A 19,449-nucleotide genomic window follows, 5' to 3' on the forward strand; every position below is an offset into this window, starting at 1 on the left:
ATGGACCCGGTCTACGGCTACCAGGTCACCAACGTGGAGGCGTCGATGTCGTCGCCGTCCTCGCTGCTGCACTGGACCCGGCGCATGATCGAGATTCGCAAGCAGAACCCGGCCTTCGGCCTGGGCTCCTACACCGAGTTGTCGTCCTCGAACCCGGCCGTGCTCGCCTTCCTGCGGGAGTACAAGGACGACCTGGTGATGTGCGTGCACAACTTCTCCCGGTTCGCGCAGCCCACCGAACTGGACCTGCGCCAGTTCGAAGCCCGGCACCCGGTGGAACTGATCGGCGGGGTCCGCTTCCCCGCCATCGGAGAACTGCCCTACCTGCTCACCCTCGCAGGCCACGGCTTCTACTGGTTCCGCCTCCGCAAGGACGTCGCCTAGTCGTCCGGTCGGGGCGGTTTCCACCGCCCCGACCGGGGCACGCAGGCAAGTAACCCCCCGACCGTCCCCGGGGAAAGGACGCACGCCATGCCGGAAGCCGTCATCCGTCCCACCGCGACCCACCCCGGCCTGCTCGCCTCCCTCGATCCGCTGCTGCGGGAGTGGTTGCCGCGGCAGCGCTGGTTCGCGGGCAAGGGACGGCCGGTCACCGGGTTCTCCCTGGTGGCGGCCACCGACCTGCTGCCCCCCGGCGGCCCGCTGGGCCTGGTCCACCTGCTCGTGCGGGCGCACCAGCCGGACACCCCGGCGCCCGGCGCCCTGCCCCGCCCCGGGGACTGCTACCAGCTGCTGATAGGCGTCCGTGAGGCGCTGCCCCCGCACCTCGCACCCGCGCTCGTCGGGCATCTGGAGGACGGCCCGCTGGCAGGACGGACCGTCTACGAGGCGCTGTACGACCCGCGGGCCGCCACCGTGCTCCTGGAGGCGATCCGCAGCCGCGCCCACGTCGGCCCGCTGCGCTTCGAGGGGGACACCCGCCAGGAGATACGGGAGGGGCTCGCCCCGCGGCTGGTCACCTCCGAGCAGTCGAACTCCTCGATCGTCTACGGAGATACGTTCATCCTCAAGCTCCTGCGTCGCGTTCTGCCGGGCGTCAACCCCGACCTAGAACTCCCGCTGGCCCTAGCGCGCGAGGGCTGCCCCCGGGTGCCCGCCCCGGCCGGCTGGCTGCTCGCCGACCTGGACGACCTCGAGGACCCGTACGTCCTGGCCGTGCTGCAGCCGTATGTGCGGGGCGCGACGGACGGCTGGGAGCTGGCGCTGCGCGAGCTGGCCAAGGGGGAGGACTTCACCGCCGAGGCGCGGGCGCTCGGGCGGGCGACCGCCGAGGTGCACACGGCGCTGGCCCGCGCCCTGCCCACGGTCACCCTCGGCCACACCCAGACAGGGCTGCTGGTCGACGGCATGACCGAGCGGCTGGAGGCGGCGGCCCAGGCGGTGCCCGCGCTGCGGCCGTACACGCCCCGGCTGCGCTCCGCGTTCGAGGCACTGGGCGACCTCGCGGCCGAGGGGCGGGTGTGGACCGCCCAGCGCGTGCACGGCGACCTGCACCTGGGGCAGTGCCTGCGCTCGCCGTCCGGGGACTGGTCACTGATCGACTTCGAGGGAGAGCCCTCGAAGCCGCTCGCCGAGCGCCGGATGCCGCAGCCGGTGGCGCGGGACATCGCCGGAATGCTGCGCTCCTTCGACTACGCGGCATACTCGGCCGTCCCGGCGGACCCGGAGTGGGCCACGGAGTGCCGGGCCGCCTACTGCTCCGGTTACGCGGAGGTCGCCGGGCGCGATCCGCGCACCGAACCGGTACTGCTGCGCGCGTTCGAGACGGACAAGGCCGTCTACGAAGTCGTGTACGAGGCCCGCCACCGGCCCGACTGGCTTCCGGTCCCGATGGCGGCGATACGCCGCCTGTCCGCCGACCCCACACCATGACCCACCATCGCCTGCCGAGGAGGCCCCGTCCGTGACCCCCCGTCCTCCGTCCGACGACAGCACGAAGAAGAGCGCCGAGGGCCGGCCGACGGCCGCTGCGCAGAAGGCGACAGCGGCTGCCTCAGAGCCGCCGACGGCCGGGAAGAAGAAGGCGGTGGCGAAGAAGGCGGCGACCGGGGCGAAGAAGGCCACGGCGAAGAAGGCGGTCGCGAAGAAGGCCGTCGCGAAGACACCGGTCGCGGAGCTGAAGGAGACCGCCGCCGACAGCGGGAGCACGGCGGCGAAGAAGGCACCGGCCGGCACAGCGCCGGCGAAGAAGGCACCCGCCAGGAAGACGGCGACGAAGAAGACGGCAGCCGGGAAGACTGTGGCGAAGAAGGTCGCCGCGAAGAAGGTGGCCGAGAAGACGACGGCGGCCGAGCTGGTCGCCGACAAGGCGGTGGCTGAGAAGGCACCGGCCGGCACAGCGCCGGCGAAGAAGGCGCCGGCCAAGAAGACGGCGACCAAGGCGGCCAAGGCGACGGTGGCGAAGGCACCCGCCAGGAAGACGGCGACCAAGAAGACGGCAGCCGGGAAGACGGCCGTGAAGGAAGTCGCCGCGGAGAACGTGACCGCGCAGAAGGTCGCTGCGGCGGACCCCTTGGCCGCCGTGGCCGGGTCTCCCGCACTCGCGGCCGGGGACCGTGAGCGGCTGCTCGCCGGCACCCACCACGACCCGCACTCCGTCCTCGGCGCGCACCTCGTGCCGGGCGGTGTCGCCTTGCGTGCCTTCCGGCCGTACGCGCTGTCCGTGACGGTCGTCGCCGGGGATGTGCGGACCGAGCTGCACGACGACGGGGACGGCTTCTTCTCCGGACTTCTGCCGCTGCCGGACGTGCCCGAGTACCGGCTGCTGGTCGAGTACGAGGGAACGGTCCAGGACACCGAGGACGCGTACCGTTTCCTGCCCACGCTGGGCGACCTCGACCTGCACCTGATCGGCGAGGGACGCCACGAGGAACTGTGGAAGGCCCTCGGGGCCCACCCCATGACCCACCAGGGCGTGACCGGCACCCGCTTCACGGTGTGGGCGCCGAACGCACGGGGCGTGCGCGTGGCCGGCAGCTTCAACTTCTTCGACGGCACCGGCTTCCCGATGCGCTCGCTCGGCTCGACCGGGGTGTGGGAGCTGTTCGTGCCCGGTATCGGCGAGGGCGAGCTGTACAAGTTCGAGATCACCCGCCCCGACGGATCCAGGACGCTGCGCGCCGACCCGCTGGCCCGCCGCACGGAGGCCCCGCCGAACACGTCCTCGGTCGTGTGCGCCTCGCACCACACGTGGGGGGACTCGCAGTGGATGGCCGGGCGGGGTGAGCGGCCGGTGCACGAGGCGCCGTTCTCGGTGTACGAGGTGCACCTGCCGTCCTGGCGGCCGGGGCTTACGTACCGGCAACTGGCCGAGCACTTGCCGGGGTACGTCAAGGAGCTGGGCTTCACCCACGTCGAGCTGATGCCGATCGCCGAGCACCCCTTCGGCGGGTCCTGGGGCTACCAGGTCACCGGCTTCTACGCGCCCACCGCCCGCCTGGGCACCCCCGACGACTTCAAGTACCTCGTCGACGCCCTCCACCAGGCCGGCATCGGCGTCCTGATGGACTGGGTACCGGCCCACTTCCCTCGCGACGACTGGGCGCTGGCCGAGTTCGACGGACGCCCGCTGTACGAGCACCAGGACCCGCTGCGCGCGGCCCACCCCGACTGGGGGACCCTGGAGTTCGACTACGGGCGGCGCGAGGTGCGCAACTTCCTGGTCGCCAACGCCGTGTACTGGTGCGAGGAGTTCCACATCGACGGCCTGCGCGTGGACGCGGTCGCCTCCATGCTCTACCTCGACTACTCCCGCGAGCCCGGCCAGTGGACCCCGAACGAGCACGGCGGCCGGGAGAACCTCGACGCGGTCGCGTTCCTGCAGGAGATGAACGCGACCGTCTACCGCCGCTGCCCCGGCGTGGTCACGATCGCCGAGGAGTCCACCGCCTGGGACGGCGTGACCCGGGCGACACACCACCGGGGGCCCAGCGGCTTCGGCGGACTCGGCTTCGGGCTGAAGTGGAACATGGGCTGGATGCACGACTCGCTGGAGTACATGGCCCACGACCCGATCCACCGCACGTACCACCACAACGAGATGACGTTCTCGATGGTGTACGCCTACAGCGAGAACTACGTCCTGCCGATCTCCCACGACGAGGTGGTGCACGGGAAGCGGTCACTGGTGTCGAAGATGCCGGGGGACTGGTGGCAGCAGCGGGCGAACCTCCGTGCGTATCTGGGCTTCATGTGGGCCCACCCCGGCAAGCAACTCCTCTTCATGGGACAGGAGTTCGCGCAGGGAGCGGAGTGGTCGGAGGCGCACGGACCGGACTGGTGGCTGCTGGACCCGGAGTACGGGGCGGAGGCGGACCACCGGGGCGTGCGGGACCTGGTCCGCGACCTCAACACCGTGTACCGCGGCACGCCGGCGCTGTGGGAGCGGGACACCGAACCGTCCGGCTTCAGCTGGGTGGTGGGCGATGCGGCGGACGACAACGTGGTGGCCTTCCTGCGCCACGACGCGGAGGGGAGCCCGCTGCTGGCGGTTTCCAACTTCTCCCCCGTGGTCCGCCACGACTACCGCCTGGGCGTGCCCGACGACGTCCCGGCCTGGCACGAGGTGCTGAACACGGACGCGGCGGCGTACGGCGGCAGCGACGTACGCAACCCGGGCCCCGTGAAGCCGGAACCCACGCCGTGGCACGGCCGTGCGGCCAGCCTGCGCCTGACGCTGCCGCCCCTGGCAACGCTCTGGCTCCGCCCGGCCTAGGTTCTCGCCCCCGCCGCCCTTACCCGTCCCGCCTCCGGGGGCTCCCCCTTCACCTCACCGGGGCTCCGCCCGCGGCCCCGGCGGGGACCACGTCCCGTGCACCCCTTCGCGGTGCTCCGTCCCCGCACTCCGCTGGGGCGGAGCCCGAGACCCTGTCCGGGGCCGCCCCCCCCTGGACCCCGCTCCTCACCCGCCAGAGGCTGAATTCCAGCCCGCCCGTCGTGTGAGGACGAGGCCGTAGGCCGACAGCGGGGGTCTGGGGGCGCAGCCCCCAGGGACGGGAAGGGCAGGGGCGGCGGGGGCTGAGACACCCTCCCCGTCGGCTCAGCGGCTGCCGGACATCAACCTCCGCAGCCCCGCCAGCAACCCCCTCGCCTCCCGCTCCACAGCGCGCGGCTTCTCCGGGGGTTCCGAGGGGCCTCCGGAAGAGCCACGCGCACCCGGCAGCGGCACCTCCCCGTGCAACTCGTAGCGGATCGGCAGCAGCCGCAGCCCCCGCACGACCGGACCCGACCGCCACGGCAACTGATCGGGCGGCAACGTCAGCTCCGCCTGGGCGAAGTGCTCGAAGACCCGCCCCACCGCCGTAGTCACGATCATCCCGCCCAGCTCCCGTGCCGCACTGGGGCACTGGTGCTGCCCCGCCCCCCACCCCAGATGCGCCCGCGTACTGATCGTCGAGTCCACCGACGAGGACGAGTCGAGCGCCAGCAGGTCCCGGTGCGCGGCCGCCGCCGACGGCGACACCGCGTCGCCCGCGCGGATCCAGAAGTTGCCCAGCCGCACGTCCCTCGCCGCGAAGCGGAAGCACATGTTGGCCACCGGCGGATTGACCAGCGCCGCCCGGTTCACCGTCTCCCCCAGATGCCCGGCCGACAGACCGTGCCGCACGGTGGCGTTGCCCCGCAGCACCTCCAGGAGCGTGTTCAGCACCATGTTCCCGGTGACGTCGTTGAGGTAGACCGCGTTCATGAACAGCTCCCGGCCCAGCTGTTCGTCCGACAGGTCGGGATCGGCCAGCAGCATGTACGAGGTCAGGTCGTCGCCGGGCCGCGCCCGGCGCTGCGCCGCCAGTCGGGTCATGGCCGTGAGCGCCCTGCCCGTCGCCGCCCCCGCGGCCGGCCCTCCGTCCAGCATCCGCCACAGGTCCATGACCAGTTCGTCGCCCAGCTCCACCGGGCAGCCGAACAGCCGCGTCGTCACCATCAGCAGCAACGGCCGTGTGTACTGCGCCCCGAGGTCCGCGAACCCCGTCGGCCCCGACTCGGCGGCCAGCAGGCCGATCAGTTCGTCGGCGTAGCGGGCGACGGCGGCCCGCAGCTCCCAGCCCTGCGGCGTGTGCCCGTCCTGGAAGGGGCGCAGCGCCGAGTGGTGGGTGCGGCGGGCCGCCCCGTGTTCGTCGTCGTCCATGAACATCGTCTGCCGCACCTCGTAGCCCGCGAGCAGCGGCCAGTCCGCCGGGAGCCACCCCTGCGCCCGGGCCCGCCAGTACCGTACGTCCCGCCGCCACACGCTCTCGTCCCGCAGCACCTGAAGGACCTCGCGGTAGCCGAGCACCAGCCACACGGGCACCCCCATCAGCCCGACCGGCGCGACCGGGCCGTAGGTGCGCCGCAACCGCTCGTACACGCCCTCGGGGTCGGCGTCGAACTCCGAGGTGAGCAGCGGTGGTACCGGCAGCGAGGCGAGCGACGGGCTGTCGGCCGGCGCGGTCGCGTACGGTTGGGCGTCCATACCGACACGCATACCGCACCGGACGTGCACAGTCGGTGATCACAACATGAACTGTTACGCCCCGGTGATCTCCGTTTCCGTTGCGTTCGGTCGCGCGTCGTCCGCGTCCTGCAGTGCCGCCGCCAGTGGCTTCGGCAGCTCACCGCTGTGCACCACGCCCAGCCGCTGCGTCGCCCGCGTGAGCGCCACATAGAGGTCGCTCGTGCCGTAACGCCCCGGCTCCACCACCAGGACGGAGTCGAACTCCAGGCCCTTGGCCTGGCGCGGGTCGAGCAGGACCACGGTCCGGGTCAGGTCCGGTTCGCCGCCCGCGGTCACCCCGTCGAACCGCGCGGCCAGCGCCCGGTGCAGCTCGCGCGGGGCGATCACCGCAAGCCGGCCCTCGGCGGGGGTGAGTTCGGCGACCGCCTTCGCCACCGTGCCGGGCAGGTCGTCCTCCGCGCGGCGCGCCCACGGCCGTACGCCCGTGGAACGGACCGAGCTCGGCGGTTCGAAGCCGGGGTGCTCCGCCCGGACCACGGCCGCCGCGACTTCCATGATCTCGGCGGGCGTGCGGTAGTTGACGCCGAGCCGGGTGTGCTCCCAGCGGTCCTCGACGTAGGGCGCGAGGATCTTGGACCAGGAGCCGACCCCGCCGGCCTCGGACGTCTGCGCCGGGTCCCCGACCAGGGTCATCGAGCGGGTCGGGCAGCGCCGCATCAGCAGCCGCCAGGCCATCGGCGACAGTTCCTGCGCCTCGTCGACGATGATGTGCCCGAAAGCCCAGGTGCGGTCGGCCGCGGCGCGCTCGGCGGCGCTGCGGTGGTCGGCCTCCTCCTGCCGCTCGGCGAACCGTTCGGCGTCGATGATGTCGTGCGCGGACAGGACTTCCGACGCTTCCGGGTCACTGTCCTCCTTGTCCTCGAACTCGTACGTCCGGGAGGCGTACGACACGTCCAGCACGCCCTGCGCGTACGACACCTGCGCCTCGCGCTCGCGTTCGGCGCGGGCGCGGGCCGACCGGTCGTCCTCGCCGAGGAGTTCGGCCGCCTCGTCGAGCAGCGGGATGTCGGCCGTCGTCCAGGCGCGGGTGACCGGGCGGCGGATGACGGCCGCGTCCTCGTCGGACACGTGGCCCTCCGGGTCGGCGAGGAAGTCGGCGACCAGTCGCTGCGGGGTCAGGCGCGGCCACAACTGGTCGATCGCGGACCAGACCTCCGGGTTCTCGGCCAGTTCGTCGCGGATCTGGGTGATGTCGCTCGCGTCGAGGAGGTTCGAGCCGTCGTACGGGTCGGTGCCGATCCGTTCGGCGACCATGTCCGTCAGCGTGTTGAGGATGTGGCCCTCGAAGTGCTCGCGCGCCGCGTTGTGCGGCAGCTTCGCGACGCGGGTGCGTTCGCGGGCCACGTTCACGAGCCCGTCGTCGAGCAGCAGGACGTCCCGGTCGTGCTCGATGGCGATGACCGGGTCGGGCAGCGCCTGCCGGTCCGCGACGACCCGTGCGAGCACGTCGGCCATCTCGGCGCGGCCCTTCACGGCGGCCGCCTCGGGCCTGTCGGTGGCGGTGGCCTTCACGCCGGGGAACAGCTCGCCCACCGTGGCGAGCAGTACGCCGGTCTCGCCGAGGGAGGGCAGCACCTCGCCGATGTAGCCGAGGAACGCCGGGTTCGGGCCGACGATGAGGACGGCGCGGCGGGCGAGCAGTTCCCGGTGCTCGTAGAGGAGGTAGGCCGCGCGGTGCAGCGCGACGGCCGTCTTGCCGGTGCCCGGGCCGCCCTCCACCACCAGCACGCCCCGGTGGGGTGCGCGGATGATGCGGTCCTGGTCGGCCTGGATGGTCCGGACGATGTCGCTCATCCGGCCGGTGCGGGCCGCGTTGAGCGCGGCGAGCAGCACGTCGTCCCCGGCGGGGTCCTCGTGCCCGGTGCGCTCGCGGTCGGCGACGTCGAGGTGCTCGTCGTGCAGGGCCGTGACCCGGCGGCCCTCGGTGGAGATGTGACGGCGTCGGCGCAGGCCCATCGGGGTGTGCCCGGTGGCCAGGTAGAAGGGGCGGGCGACCTCGGCCCGCCAGTCGATCAGGATCGGCGTGCGCTCGGCGTCGTCGGCGCGCAGCCCGATACGGCCGATGTGGTGGCTCGTCCCGGAGGTGAGGTCGATACGGCCGAAGCACAGCGAGCCGTCCACGGCGTTCAGCGCGGCCAGCAGGCCCGAGCGTTCGGCGACGAGGATGTCCCGTTCCAGGCGGGCCTGCATGGGCTTGTCGCCCTGGGCGAGGGCGTCCCCGACGGAGACCTCGGTGTCGCCGCGCAGCACGTCCACGCGTGCGTACAACCCGTCGATGAATTCCTGCTCGTGCCGCAATTCATCGTCCGGAAATTCGGTGTTTGACAATTCAGCTCCCGCCCGGATATACTGTGCTCACTGAACTTCTCCGCGACCCTGTTCATTGGAAGTCGCGAACCCCTGAATATACGCACAGAAATCCCCCGAGCGCAATTACTCGGGGGATTTCGGCTATGCGGGCACAACGTCACAGCACGTCGGACAGCTCCTCCAGCAGGCGCCGCTTGGGCCGCGCCCCCACCATCGCCTTCACGGGCTCACCGTTCCGGAAGACCATGAAGGTCGGCATCGACAGCACCTTGTAGGCGTTCGTCGTCTCCGGATTGGTGTCCACATCCAGTTGGACCACCTTGAGCCGGTCGCCCTCCTCGAAAGCCAGGGAGCTGAGCACCGGCCCCATCTGCCGGCACGGCGGGCACCAGTCGGCGGTGAACTCCACCAGCACCGGCAGATCGGATGCGAGCACCTCCGCCCCGAAATCCGCGTCCGTCACCTCGGCCACACCATTCGCCTTGATCACCGCTCCTGCCCTCCCAGCTCGCACAGCGGTTCCGGACCTCCCGGAACCAGCGCCTCGGCGGCCAGTCCGTCGCGGGCCTGCTCGGCGCGCGCCAGCTGTCCGGCGACCTTCTCCCGCACCGACCGCAGCTCCCCGATCAACGCGTCCAGTTCGTCCAGCTTGCGCCGGTAGACCGCGAGCGACGCCGGGCACGAGTCGCCCTCCGGGTGCCCGGCCCGCAGACACTCCACGAAGGGCCGTGTCTCCTCCAGGTCGAACCCGAAGTCCTGCAGGGTGCGGATCTGCTGGAGCAGCCGCAGGTCGCGCTCGTCGTAGGTGCGGTATCCGTTGCCGCTGCGCCGCGCGGGCAGCAGCCCCCGCGACTCGTAGTACCGCAGGGTCCGCGTGGTGGTCCCGGCCCGCGCCGCCAGCTCGCCGATTCGCATGTCCGCGACGGTAATCCTTGACGCCGACGTCAGGGCAAGGCCGCGGGCAGGGCAACGCCGCCGGCGGTCACGCGGATCCCGGGAAAAAATCCCGCCACTCCCCCGGCGCGCACCGATGAGTCCGGCCCGGCCCGGCAGTCTCATCTGTGACAGGACCGGCGACGGCGGACGGACGGACCCATGACCACCCTGCACCACCTCCTGAAGACGTACATCGACAAGGACTGGGCGCCGGGCGCCGTGGCCCTGGTGGAGCGGCACGGCCGTACGGAGACCGCGGCGGTCGGCTCCCTCGACGCCACCGGCGCGCAGCCGATGGCGCCCGATGCGATCTTCCGTCTCGCCTCGATCACCAAGCCCCTCGTGGCCGCCGCCGTGATGACCCTCGTGGAGGACGGCACCCTCGCCCTCGACGCCCCGGTCGCCGTCTGGATCCCGGAGCTGGCCCACCCCACCGTGGTGCGCACCCCCGCCGGTCCGATCGACGACGTGGTGCCCGCCTCCCGGCAGATCACCGTCCAGGACCTGCTGACCTTCCGCGCGGGGTACGGCTTCCCGTCGGACTTCTCCCTGCCCCAGGTCAAAGCCCTGTTCGAGGTGCAGAAGCCCGGCGCGGATCCGCGCGCGCTCCCCGACCCGGACACCTGGGTCGCGGAGCTGGCCCGCCTGCCGCTGCTGTACCAGCCGGGCGAGGCCTGGCTGTACCACACCTGCTCCGACCTCCAGGGCGTGCTGATCGCCCGGGCGACCGGCCGTCCACTGCCCGAGGTGCTGGCCGAGCGGATCCTCGAGCCGCTGGGCATGACCGACACCGCCTTCGAGGTGCCGGCCAGCAAGCGCGACCGCCTCACCACCGCCTACCGCCCCGACGGCACGGGCGGCCTGAAGGTCATCGACACCCCGGACGGCGCCTGGAGCACCCTGCCCGCGTTCCCGTCCGGCGGGGGCGGACTCGTCGGTACGGCCGCCGACTGGCTGGCCTTCGCCCGCATGCTGCTGGCCGGCGGGACCACGCCCGACGGCCGCCGTGTCCTCGCCGCGGAGTCGGTGCGCCGGATGACCACCGACCATCTCACCCCGGCGCAGCGCGCGACGGCCGCCCTGTTCCTCGAGGGACAGGGGTGGGGCTACGGCGGCTCGGTGGACATCGCGGCCTCCGATCCATGGACCGTCCCCGGCCGCTACGGCTGGATCGGCGGCACCGGCACCAGCGCCCACCTCGTCCCGGCCACCGGGACGGTCGCGATCCTGCTCACCCAGCGCACGATGGAGAGCCCGACCCCGCCCGCCCTGATGCGCGACTTCTGGCGGTACGCGGCCGGGACGTCATGAGGTGCCGGGGCAGGGCCGAGGGCGGCGGGACGCCCGGAGCGACCGCGACGGTTCAGGGCGTGAGCAGGATCCCCGCCGACTCCTCCACCTCCAGCAGGGAGGCGCTCCGCCGCTCCTCCTCGAACGCCTTGCGGCCGCCGCGCAGCCCGAACAGGCGCTTGGCGAACGCGATGTAGAGGACCGCGAGGATGTTGAGGATCAGGGTGGCGATCTTCAGGCCGCTGATGTGCTCGGTGAGTTCGTACACCTCCAGCGGCAGGAAGGCCGCGGTGGCGACGACCGTCAGGTACTCCGCCCAGCGCTTGGCGTACCACAGGCCGACCGCCTCGACCAGCTCGATCAGCGCGTAGGCCAGCAGCAGCCCGGCCACCAGGATCAGCGTGGAGTGCCGGTAGCCGAAGGACTTCTGGATGGTGCCGACCACGGGCGAGTGGTCGAGGTCGTAGTGGAAGTGCCGGAAGACCGGCCGGAAGACCTCCAGGTATTCGTTGAACAGCCGCCGCACCGCGTCCTGGCTGTTGCTGAACCTCCACACCGCCACCGCGACCAGCACGATGAACACCCCGCGAACGGCCCGCTCGACGGCCAGGAAGCGCAGGATGAACAGGTCGCGCAGCACCTTGCCGCGCGGCACGAGCGGGGCGTCGCCGGCCGGCCCCGAGCCGTGCGGCTCGCCGAGTACGAAGTCGCCGCACCGCAGGCAGCGCCACACGTCCCCGAGCGCGGTCTGGGCGTGCAGCCGGATCCGCAGCCGGGGGTCGTCCGGCGCGTAGGTCACATGCCCGCGGCGCGCGCAGGTGCGCCGGTCCCAGTCGATCTTCATGCCCCCGTGCCTCCCACATGACGGTGCCGTGCCGGTCGTTCCGGCACGGCACGGTAGTGCATGTCCTACGAGACGTAGGGGCAGGGCGCGGGGTTCCCGTCGAGGTCAGTGGCGTTCGGCAGTGACGAGGTCCCGCTCCTCGGCCTGCCCCTCGGCCTGCTCCTCGGCAGGCTGCCCGGGGCGGCCCTTGCGCGGCAGCAGCGCGGCGACCAGGACGGTGCCGACCCCGAGGACCACCGCGCCGACCAGGCTGGTGTGGGCGACCGCGTCCGCGAAGGACGATCCGACCGCGTCGGCCATCTGCCGGGCGCCGTCCGCGAGCTGGCCTGCCTGTGCCTTGAGCTGTGCGGCCTGCTGGGGGCTGCCCGCGTGCGCGGCCTGCTCGGCGAGCTGCCGGGCCTTGTCGCCGATGCCCTGGGCCACCGCGTATCCGGCGCCGACGGAGTCCTGCGCGGTGTCCAGCGTGTTCGCCGGGAGCCGGCTGCCCGCGGTGGCGTCGGCCAGGTGCGAGGAGTAGGAGTTGGCGAGCACCGAGCCGAGGAGGGCGATGCCGAGCGAGCCGCCGAGTTCGATGGAGGTGTCGTTCACCGCGCCCCCGACGCCCAGCTCGGCCTCCGGGAACGACCCCATGATCGCGTCGGTGCAGGGGGAGAGCGCCAGGCCGATCGCCAGGCCCAGGATCACCAGGGGCAGCACGAAGTCGCCGTAGGTCGATCCGGCGTCGACGCGGGTGAGCAGCGCGAGCGCCGCCGTGCCGCCGACCATGCCCGCGGTGACGGTGATCCTCATGCCGACGCGCGGGGTGAGGAACCCGGTCAGCGCCGAGCCCACGAACACGGCTCCGGCGAGCGGCAGCATGCGCACACCGGTCTGCAGGGCGTCGTAGCCGAGGACGAACTGCAGGTGCTGGGTGAGGTAGTAGAAGGCGCCGAAGACGGCCAGGAAGAACAGCGCGACGGCGAGGTTGGAGCCGGCGAAGCGGCGGTGGGCGAAGCGGCGGACGTCCAGGACCGGGCGCAGGTGGCGCAGCTCCCAGGCGACGAACAGCACGAGTCCGACGCCCGCGACCACGGCGGCCGTGACGGCCTTGGTGCCCCAGCCGAAGTGCGGCCCCTCGATGATCATGTAGACGAGCGAGCCGATCCAGACCACCGACAGCAGTCCGCCGACGACGTCGATCCGGTCGTGGTGGGCGGCCTTGGACGGCGGGACCAGGACGAAGGCGGCGACCAGGGCGACGGCGGCGATCGGCACGTTGATCAGGAAGGTCGAGGACCAGCCGTGGTCCTTGAGCAGCGCTCCGGCGACGACCGGCCCGGCCGCGATGGCGAGCCCCGCGGTGGCGGTCCACAGGGTGATCGCCTTGGCGCGTTCGGCGCGCGGGAAGGTCGCGGCGAGCAGGGAGAGCGTGGCGGGCATGATCAGCGCCGCGCCGACGCCCATCACGGCGCGCGCCGCGATCACGGTGGCGGCGCTGTCTGCGAGGTAGCCGAAGACGGCGCCGCCGCCGAAGACCACGAGCCCGAGGGCCAGCGCCCCGCGTCGGCTGTACTTGTCGCCGATCGCGCCGAGCAGCAGCATCAGCGCCGCGTACGGGACGGTGTAGCCGTCGATGACCCACTGCAGGTCGGCGCTGGAGAGGCCGAGGTCGCGGGTCATGTCGGGGGCGGCGACGGTGAGGGCGGTGTTCGCCATCACGATGATCAGCAGGCTCAGGCAGAGCACGAGCAGCGCCCACCAGCGCCGGGGGTAGGGCCGGTCCGTCCTCTCGACCGGTTCGTTCATGACGAGACGCATGAGTGCGGGCCTTCCTTCTCCATCGCCCATGACGTGCACAGCGACTTGCACATCACCGTGCAACTGCACAACACTGTGCAAGGTACGGCATTGCACAGCGCTGTGCAAATAGAGGAGGTGGAGGCCCAGTGGAGGCGTACGGGCGCCCCGCAGGGCCGTGCACAATGGCAGCCATGACCACGGGTAACGCCAGCCGGGCCGATGTGAACCGCCGCCGCATCCTGGATGTCGCGCTGGCCGAGCTGCTGCGCGACCCGGATGCGTCCATGGACCAGATCGCCCGGGCCGCGGGCGTCGTACGGCGCACGGTGTACGGGCACTTCCCGAGCCGTGAGGCGCTGATCAGCACCCTGGTCGACGGCGCGGTGGAGGCGGTGGCGGCGGCGCACGCGGCGGGCCGCGAGGGCGTCGCGGACCCGGCCGAGGCCCTGGCCCGGTCGGCGCTCGCGGTGTGGGAGGTCGCCGACCGCTACCGGATCCTGGTGGCGCTGGCCCAGCGCAGCGTCACCGTGCAGGGCATCCGCGACCGGCTGGCGCCGGTCCGCAAGGCGTGTGCGGAGATCCTGGCGCGCGGTCTGGAGCAGGGCGTTTTCGCATCGCCGCTGCCGCCGCAGGCACTGGCGTATGTGCACGAGCAGATGCTGTTCGCACTGATGGAGGCGGTGAACGACGGCCTGCTGGCAGCGCGGGAGGCAGGTGGCGTGGCCGCGGTCACGCTGCTGAGCGCGGCGGGGGTGCCCGCAGCGCGGGCCGGCGAGTTGGTGGCGAAGCTGAGCGGCTGAAGACCGCCCCGGAAACCGAAAAGGGCCGAGCGGCCGAGCCCACGGGGGGAGGCTCGACCGCTCGGGGTGAGTGGCGCCCCGTAAGGGGCGCGGGGAACCGCGCGACCGGCCAGGGACGGCCCGCAGATGCTGGACCGCCTCACCAGCGGAGCGCTTACGCCTTGGCCAGCTCCTTGTCGCCGCCCTGACCTGCCACCTCGGCGTCGTCGCCCGGGACCCCCGAGCGGCCCTCGTCCAGCAGCGTGGTCTCGTCGAAGGGCAGCTGTCCGGCGAGCACCTGCCGGACCCGCTCCTTGTCGATCTCCTTCGTCCAGGTGCCGATCAGGACGGTGGCCACGGCGTTGCCCGCGAAGTTCGTCAGGGCACGGGCCTCGCTCATGAACCGGTCGATGCCGACGATCAGGCCGACGCCGTCGACCAGCGCGGGCTTGTGCGACTGCAGACCGCCGGCCAGCGTGGCGAGGCCGGCGCCGCTGACACCCGCCGCGCCCTTGGAGGCGACGAGAAGGAACAGCAGCAGCGGGATCTGCTCGCCGACGGACATCGGCGTGCCCAGCGCGTCGGCGATGTAGAGCGACGCCATGGTCATGTAGATCATGGTGCCGTCGAGGTTGAAGGAGTAGCCGGTCGGGACGGTGATGCCGACCACCGGCTTGCTGACGCCGAGGTGCTCCATCTTCGCGATGAGCCGCGGAAAGGCGGACTCGGAGGAGGACGTGGACAGGATCAGCAGGAACTCACGGCCCAGGTACTTCAGCAGCGAGAAGATGTTCAGGCCCGAGACGATCCGCAGCACTGCCCCGAGCACGACGAAGACGAACAGGACGCAGGTCACGTAGAAGCCGAGCATCAGCACGGCGAGGCTCTTGAGCGCGTCCAGGCCGGCGGAGCCGACGACGGCCGCGATCGCGCCGAAGGCACCGATCGGCGCGGCCCACATCACCATGGCGAGGATGCGGAAGACGAGCCGCTGGACGTGCTCGATGCCGCGCAGCACCGGCGTGCCGACCGGGCCCATCGCCTGCAGCGCGAACCCGGCGAGGAGCGCGACGAGCAGGGTCTGCAGGACCTGGCCCTCGGTGAAGGCGGAGACGAAGGTCGTCGGGATGATCGAGAGCGCGAAGTCGACCGGCGGCAGCGCGTCGGACGACACCTGCGCGTGGCCCGCCTGCTTGATCGCGTTCGTCAGGTGCAGGCCCTCGCCCGGGTGCAGGACGTTCCCCACCACCAGGCCGATGGTGAGCGCCACCAGGGACATCACCAGGAAGTATCCGAGGGCTATGCCGCCCACGGCCCCGACCTTGGCGGCCTTCCGTACCGAACCGATGCCCAGCACGATCGTGCAGAAGATGATCGGCGAGATCATCATCTTGATCAGGTTCACGAAGCCCGTGCCGAGGGGCTTGAGCTGGACCGCGGCATCGGGGGCGGCCAGGCCCACGGCGATGCCGAGCGCCACCGCGACGATCACGGCGATGTACAGATAGTGGGTGCGGTCCCGCTTGGCTGCGGGCGCGGCAGGTGCCGTTCGGGCTGTGGTGGCCACGGCTGCCCTCCTCGACGACGTCGTCGGTTGATCCGGCGTGCGGCTCACGTCCGGGGGATGGCGGGAGGCGTACTCCCGGGGTCCGGGAGGCGTACTCCCGGGGTCCGGGAGGCGGCGAACGCTCCCGGGGGATGCGGTGACTATCTCCCGCCCGTGTGAGGGCGGTCACCCTTCCGTTCATTTAGTTCGCGCTTATACGGAGAGCCGGAACGGCGAGGCAGACTGAACCCATGCGCGTGCCCCACATACCGAGACCCCGCAGCCTCGCAGGTCAGCTCTTCGCCATGCAGGCCGTGCTGATCGCGGTGCTCGTCGCCGGGTACGCGCTCTTCACCTACGTCAGCGACCACAGCCAGGCCCGCCAGGCGGCCGACCGGCAGGCAACGGCGGTGGCGCGCTCGGTCGCGGACTCCCCCTCGGTCCGGGCGGCGATCCGCACCCCCGACCCGACTGTGTCGCTCCAGCCCTACGCGCTCCAGGTACAGCGGCACACGGGCGTGGACTTCGTCACGATCATGAACCCGCAGGGCATCCGCTGGACCCACCCCCATCCCGAGCGCATCGGTGAGCACTTCCGCGGCCACATCGAGCGCGCGCTGAAGGGCGAGACCTTCACCGAGAGGTACACCGGCACGCTCGGCCCGTCCGAGCGCGCGGTCACCCCCATCTGGGACGGCGGCCGCATCGTCGGCCTGGTGAGCGCGGGGATCAAGATCGAGACGGTCACGGCCCGGGTCCAGGACCAGGTGACCGCCATGGCCGGCGTCGCGGTCGGCGCACTGGTCCTGGGCGGCATCGGCACCTACGTGATCAACGCCCGGCTGCGCCGCTCCACCCACGGCATGAACGCCACCGAGCTGAGCCGTATGCACGACTACCACCAGGCCGCCCTGCACGCCGTGCGCGAGGGCCTGCTGATGCTGGACGGCCAGTTCCGGGTGGCGCTGATCAACGACGGCGGCCGGGAGCTGCTCGGGGTGAGCGGCGAGGTGGTGGGCCGCTCGGTGGCGGACCTCGGACTGCCGGCCTCGCTGACGGGCACACTGCTGTCCTCCGAGCCCCGGGTCGACGAGGTGCACCTGACGGCGGCCCGGGTCCTGGTGGTGAACACCTCCCCGGTCTCCGGCGGCGAACGCCGGGGCACCGTCGTCACCCTGCGCGACGTGACCGAGCTGCAGGCGCTGACGGGCGAGCTGAACTCGGAGCGCGGCTTCACCCAGGCGCTGCGCTCACAGGCGCACGAGGCGGCGAACCGGCTGCACACGGTGGTCTCGCTGATCGAGCTGGGCCGCGCGCAGGAGGCGGCCGACTTCGCCACGGCCGAGCTGGAACTGGCGCAGGCCCTCACGGACCAGGTGGTCGCCGCGGTCGACGAGCCGGTGCTGGCGGCACTGCTCCTCGGCAAGGCGGCACAGGCGAACGAGCGGGGCGTGGAGCTGGTGGTGTCCGACGACAGCAGCATCGACGACGGTCTGCTGCCGCCCTCCCTCCCCTCCCGGGACCTGGTGACGATCCTGGGCAACCTGATCGACAACGCGGTGGACGCGGCCCAGGGCTCGGTGGGCGCCCGGGTGACGGTGACCGCGTACACGGAGGGCCCGGACCTGGTCCTGCGGGTGTCGGACACCGGGGACGGGGTGGATCCCGCGCACACGGAGGCGGTGTTCGAACGCGGTTGGTCGACGAAGCCCGCCACCGCCCCCGGCGGACGCGGCCTGGGCCTCGCCCTGGTCCGCCAGACGGTACGCCGCCACGACGGCACCCTCACGGTGTCGGAGGCGCCTGGAGGCGGGGCGGAGTTCGAGGCCCGGGTGCCGTTGCCTACCGTGGGGGCCGCCATTGCGGCTCCGCGGACGTCATCGGGCGCCGAGGCCGCGCTGCCCGGAGGTGACGCATGAGACGCGCCCGCACCGCGCCCGCGTCAGGAGGTGACGCATGACCGAGCCCATCCGCGTCCTGGTCGTGGAGGACGACCCGGTCGCCGCCGACGCGCACGTGATGTACGTGGGCCGGGTGCCGGGCTTCACGGCGGTCGGCAAGGCGGCCACGGGCGCGGAGGCGCGCCGCGCCCTGGAGCGCACGCAGGTGGACCTCCTCCTGCTGGACCTGCACCTGCCCGACGTGCACGGCCTGCAACTGGCGCGCTCCCTGCGGGCGGCCGGGTACCACGCGGACGTCATCGCGGTGACCTCGGCGCGGGACCTGGCGGTGGTGCGGGAGGGCGTCTCCCTGGGGGTCGTGCAGTACGTACTGAAGCCGTTCACATTCGCGACACTCCGCGACCGGCTGGTGCGGTACGCGGAGTTCCGGAAGGCGGTGGGCGAGGCGAGCGGCCAGGACGAGGTGGACCGCGCCCTGGCCACCCTGCGGGCGCCGGGCCCGGCGGCGCTGCCCAAGGGGCTCAGCGCGCCGACACTGGAGCGGGTGACGGGGGTGCTGCGGGACGCGGAGGAGGGGCTCACGGCGGCGGGGGTCGCCGAAGCCGTGGGGATCTCGCGGATCACGGCCCGACGGTATCTGGAGCACCTGGTGGACGCGGGGCGGGCGGGGCGGAGTCCGTTGTACGGGCAGGTGGGGCGGCCCGAGTTGGTGTACCGGTGGGTGTCGTCGGTGGAGCGGGGGCGGTAGCTTCTCCGCCGGGCAGCGGAGGGACCGTACGTTCCTACGATGCGTGAGTATGGCTGAACAGTCCGTAGTCATACGAGCCCCGGCGCCCTACCTTGTGCCCGTGCACCCACCGCAGGCCCAGCAACCGCCCACGCCCACTCCGCCCTTCGACGCCGCCGCCGCCCGCCGCCTCCGGGTGGCCCTCGGCATGGAACCCGAGCACGTCGCCCACACCCTGCGTTCCTCGTACGGGCTCCCCCACGCCACGCCCGGCCTCGTGATCGCCTGGGAGGCCGGGGCCGCCACTCCGAGGCCGCACGAACTGACCGCTCTCGCGGGCGTGCTGTGGTGTGCTCCCGGCGAACTCGTCGGCGCGCCCCGCACCCTGCGCGAGCACCGCCTCGCACGCGGGCTCGCGCAGGAGGACGTGGCGCACGCCGTCGGCCTCGAACTCCTCGCCTACGTGCGGATGGAGGAGGCGGACGCCTGGCGAGGCAGCGACCGGCAGTCCGCCACCCTCGCCGAGGTGCTGCGGCTGTCCCTGCCCGACTTCGTCATCGTGACCGGGCGCGAGGGCCGGCTCGCCCAGCTGCTGCGCGGCGCGGTCACCGCCCGCTGGCAGGCGTACGTCCGCCAGGTCGGCAAACTGCTGCCCCTGGAGCGGCCGCTCGTCGAGGACGTCCTCGAGGAGATGCACGCCGACTACCAGGGACGGACGACCGCCACATCGAACTGGGGTGCGGGGTCCGCCGCGGCCGACACCGGCGAGGCCGGCCGCGACTACCTCGACCACGTGGTGGAGATCTTCTGGGAGACGGTCGAGAGGAACTCCTAGCAGCGAACCCGG

15 protein-coding genes are annotated in these 19,449 nt (G+C 72.3%); 8 read left to right on the forward strand and 7 right to left on the reverse strand.

The window, feature by feature from the left end; translation table 11 throughout:
- The 3 genes from ACFYZE_RS09625 to glgB form a co-directional block, all read left to right on the forward strand.
- Positions 1-384: alpha-glucosidase C-terminal domain-containing protein (locus tag ACFYZE_RS09625; RefSeq protein ID WP_388990606.1), on the forward strand; the 384-nt coding region annotated here is incomplete at its 5' end.
- A gap of 87 nt (positions 385-471) precedes the next feature.
- Complete coding sequence (locus ACFYZE_RS09630; RefSeq protein WP_388990608.1) at positions 472-1,872, forward strand: maltokinase; 1,401 nt, start codon at positions 472-474, stop codon at positions 1,870-1,872.
- Positions 1,873-1,903: 31 nt separating this feature from the next.
- Complete coding sequence (gene glgB / locus ACFYZE_RS09635) at positions 1,904-4,714, forward strand: 1,4-alpha-glucan branching enzyme (protein WP_388990610.1); 2,811 nt, start codon at positions 1,904-1,906, stop codon at positions 4,712-4,714.
- 324 nt (positions 4,715-5,038) lie between these two features.
- Here glgB and ACFYZE_RS09640 read toward each other — a convergent pair whose 3' ends face one another.
- The 4 genes from ACFYZE_RS09640 to ACFYZE_RS09655 all read right to left on the reverse strand — a co-directional run bounded on the left by ACFYZE_RS09640 (position 5,039) and on the right by ACFYZE_RS09655 (position 9,715).
- Positions 5,039-6,448, reverse strand: coding sequence for a cytochrome (locus ACFYZE_RS09640; RefSeq protein ID WP_388990612.1), 1,410 nt, complete (start codon positions 6,446-6,448; stop codon positions 5,039-5,041).
- 54 nt (positions 6,449-6,502) lie between these two features.
- Complete coding sequence (locus ACFYZE_RS09645) at positions 6,503-8,818, reverse strand: HelD family protein (protein WP_388990614.1); 2,316 nt, start codon at positions 8,816-8,818, stop codon at positions 6,503-6,505.
- Between the two features lie 139 nt (positions 8,819-8,957).
- Positions 8,958-9,290: a thioredoxin domain-containing protein gene (locus tag ACFYZE_RS09650; RefSeq protein ID WP_366023459.1), complete on the reverse strand. Its 333-nt coding sequence runs from the start codon at positions 9,288-9,290 to the stop codon at positions 8,958-8,960.
- On the reverse strand, positions 9,287-9,715 hold the full coding sequence (locus ACFYZE_RS09655) for a MerR family transcriptional regulator (RefSeq protein WP_388990616.1): 429 nt from the start codon (positions 9,713-9,715) through the stop codon (positions 9,287-9,289). The genes ACFYZE_RS09650 and ACFYZE_RS09655 overlap by 4 nt, the downstream gene beginning before the upstream one ends.
- A gap of 180 nt (positions 9,716-9,895) precedes the next feature.
- On the opposite strand from ACFYZE_RS09655, the gene ACFYZE_RS09660 reads away from it, so the two are divergent.
- A complete protein-coding gene (locus tag ACFYZE_RS09660; RefSeq protein ID WP_388990618.1) occupies positions 9,896-11,047 on the forward strand; it encodes a serine hydrolase domain-containing protein in 1,152 nt (383 codons plus the stop codon).
- A 52-nt stretch (positions 11,048-11,099) separates the two neighbouring features.
- On the opposite strand, the gene ACFYZE_RS09665 is transcribed toward ACFYZE_RS09660, so the two are convergent.
- Both ACFYZE_RS09665 and ACFYZE_RS09670 read right to left on the reverse strand, forming a co-directional pair.
- Complete coding sequence (locus tag ACFYZE_RS09665; protein ID WP_388990620.1) at positions 11,100-11,870, reverse strand: DUF2127 domain-containing protein; 771 nt, start codon at positions 11,868-11,870, stop codon at positions 11,100-11,102.
- A gap of 105 nt (positions 11,871-11,975) precedes the next feature.
- Positions 11,976-13,667: an MFS transporter gene (locus tag ACFYZE_RS09670; protein ID WP_388990622.1), complete on the reverse strand. Its 1,692-nt coding sequence runs from the start codon at positions 13,665-13,667 to the stop codon at positions 11,976-11,978.
- Between the two features lie 164 nt (positions 13,668-13,831).
- Between ACFYZE_RS09670 and ACFYZE_RS09675 the strand changes: the two genes are divergently transcribed.
- Positions 13,832-14,449 carry a TetR/AcrR family transcriptional regulator gene (locus ACFYZE_RS09675; protein WP_388990624.1) on the forward strand — a complete coding sequence of 206 codons (618 nt, stop codon included), beginning with the start codon at positions 13,832-13,834 and terminating at the stop codon, positions 14,447-14,449.
- A 154-nt stretch (positions 14,450-14,603) separates the two neighbouring features.
- Here the strand turns inward: ACFYZE_RS09675 and ACFYZE_RS09680 are convergent, their stop codons facing one another.
- A complete protein-coding gene (locus ACFYZE_RS09680; protein WP_388990625.1) occupies positions 14,604-15,995 on the reverse strand; it encodes a cation:dicarboxylate symporter family transporter in 1,392 nt (463 codons plus the stop codon).
- 230 nt (positions 15,996-16,225) lie between these two features.
- Between ACFYZE_RS09680 and ACFYZE_RS09685 the strand changes: the two genes are divergently transcribed.
- From ACFYZE_RS09685 to ACFYZE_RS09695, 3 genes are read left to right on the forward strand one after another with little or no spacing between them, the layout of a single operon-like run.
- Positions 16,226-17,893 (forward strand): ATP-binding protein, encoded by a 1,668-nt coding sequence (locus tag ACFYZE_RS09685; RefSeq protein WP_388990627.1) that lies wholly within the window; start codon positions 16,226-16,228, stop codon positions 17,891-17,893.
- A 37-nt stretch (positions 17,894-17,930) separates the two neighbouring features.
- Positions 17,931-18,623, forward strand: a complete 693-nt coding sequence (locus ACFYZE_RS09690; RefSeq protein ID WP_388990629.1) for a response regulator — start codon at positions 17,931-17,933, stop codon at positions 18,621-18,623.
- 49 nt (positions 18,624-18,672) lie between these two features.
- On the forward strand, positions 18,673-19,437 hold the full coding sequence (locus ACFYZE_RS09695) for a helix-turn-helix domain-containing protein (protein ID WP_388990631.1): 765 nt from the start codon (positions 18,673-18,675) through the stop codon (positions 19,435-19,437).
- The last annotated feature ends 12 nt before the right edge of the window (positions 19,438-19,449 follow it).

It is taken from the genome of Streptomyces sp. NPDC001796 (assembly GCF_042892355.1).
Lineage (GTDB): Bacteria > Actinomycetota > Actinomycetes > Streptomycetales > Streptomycetaceae > Streptomyces.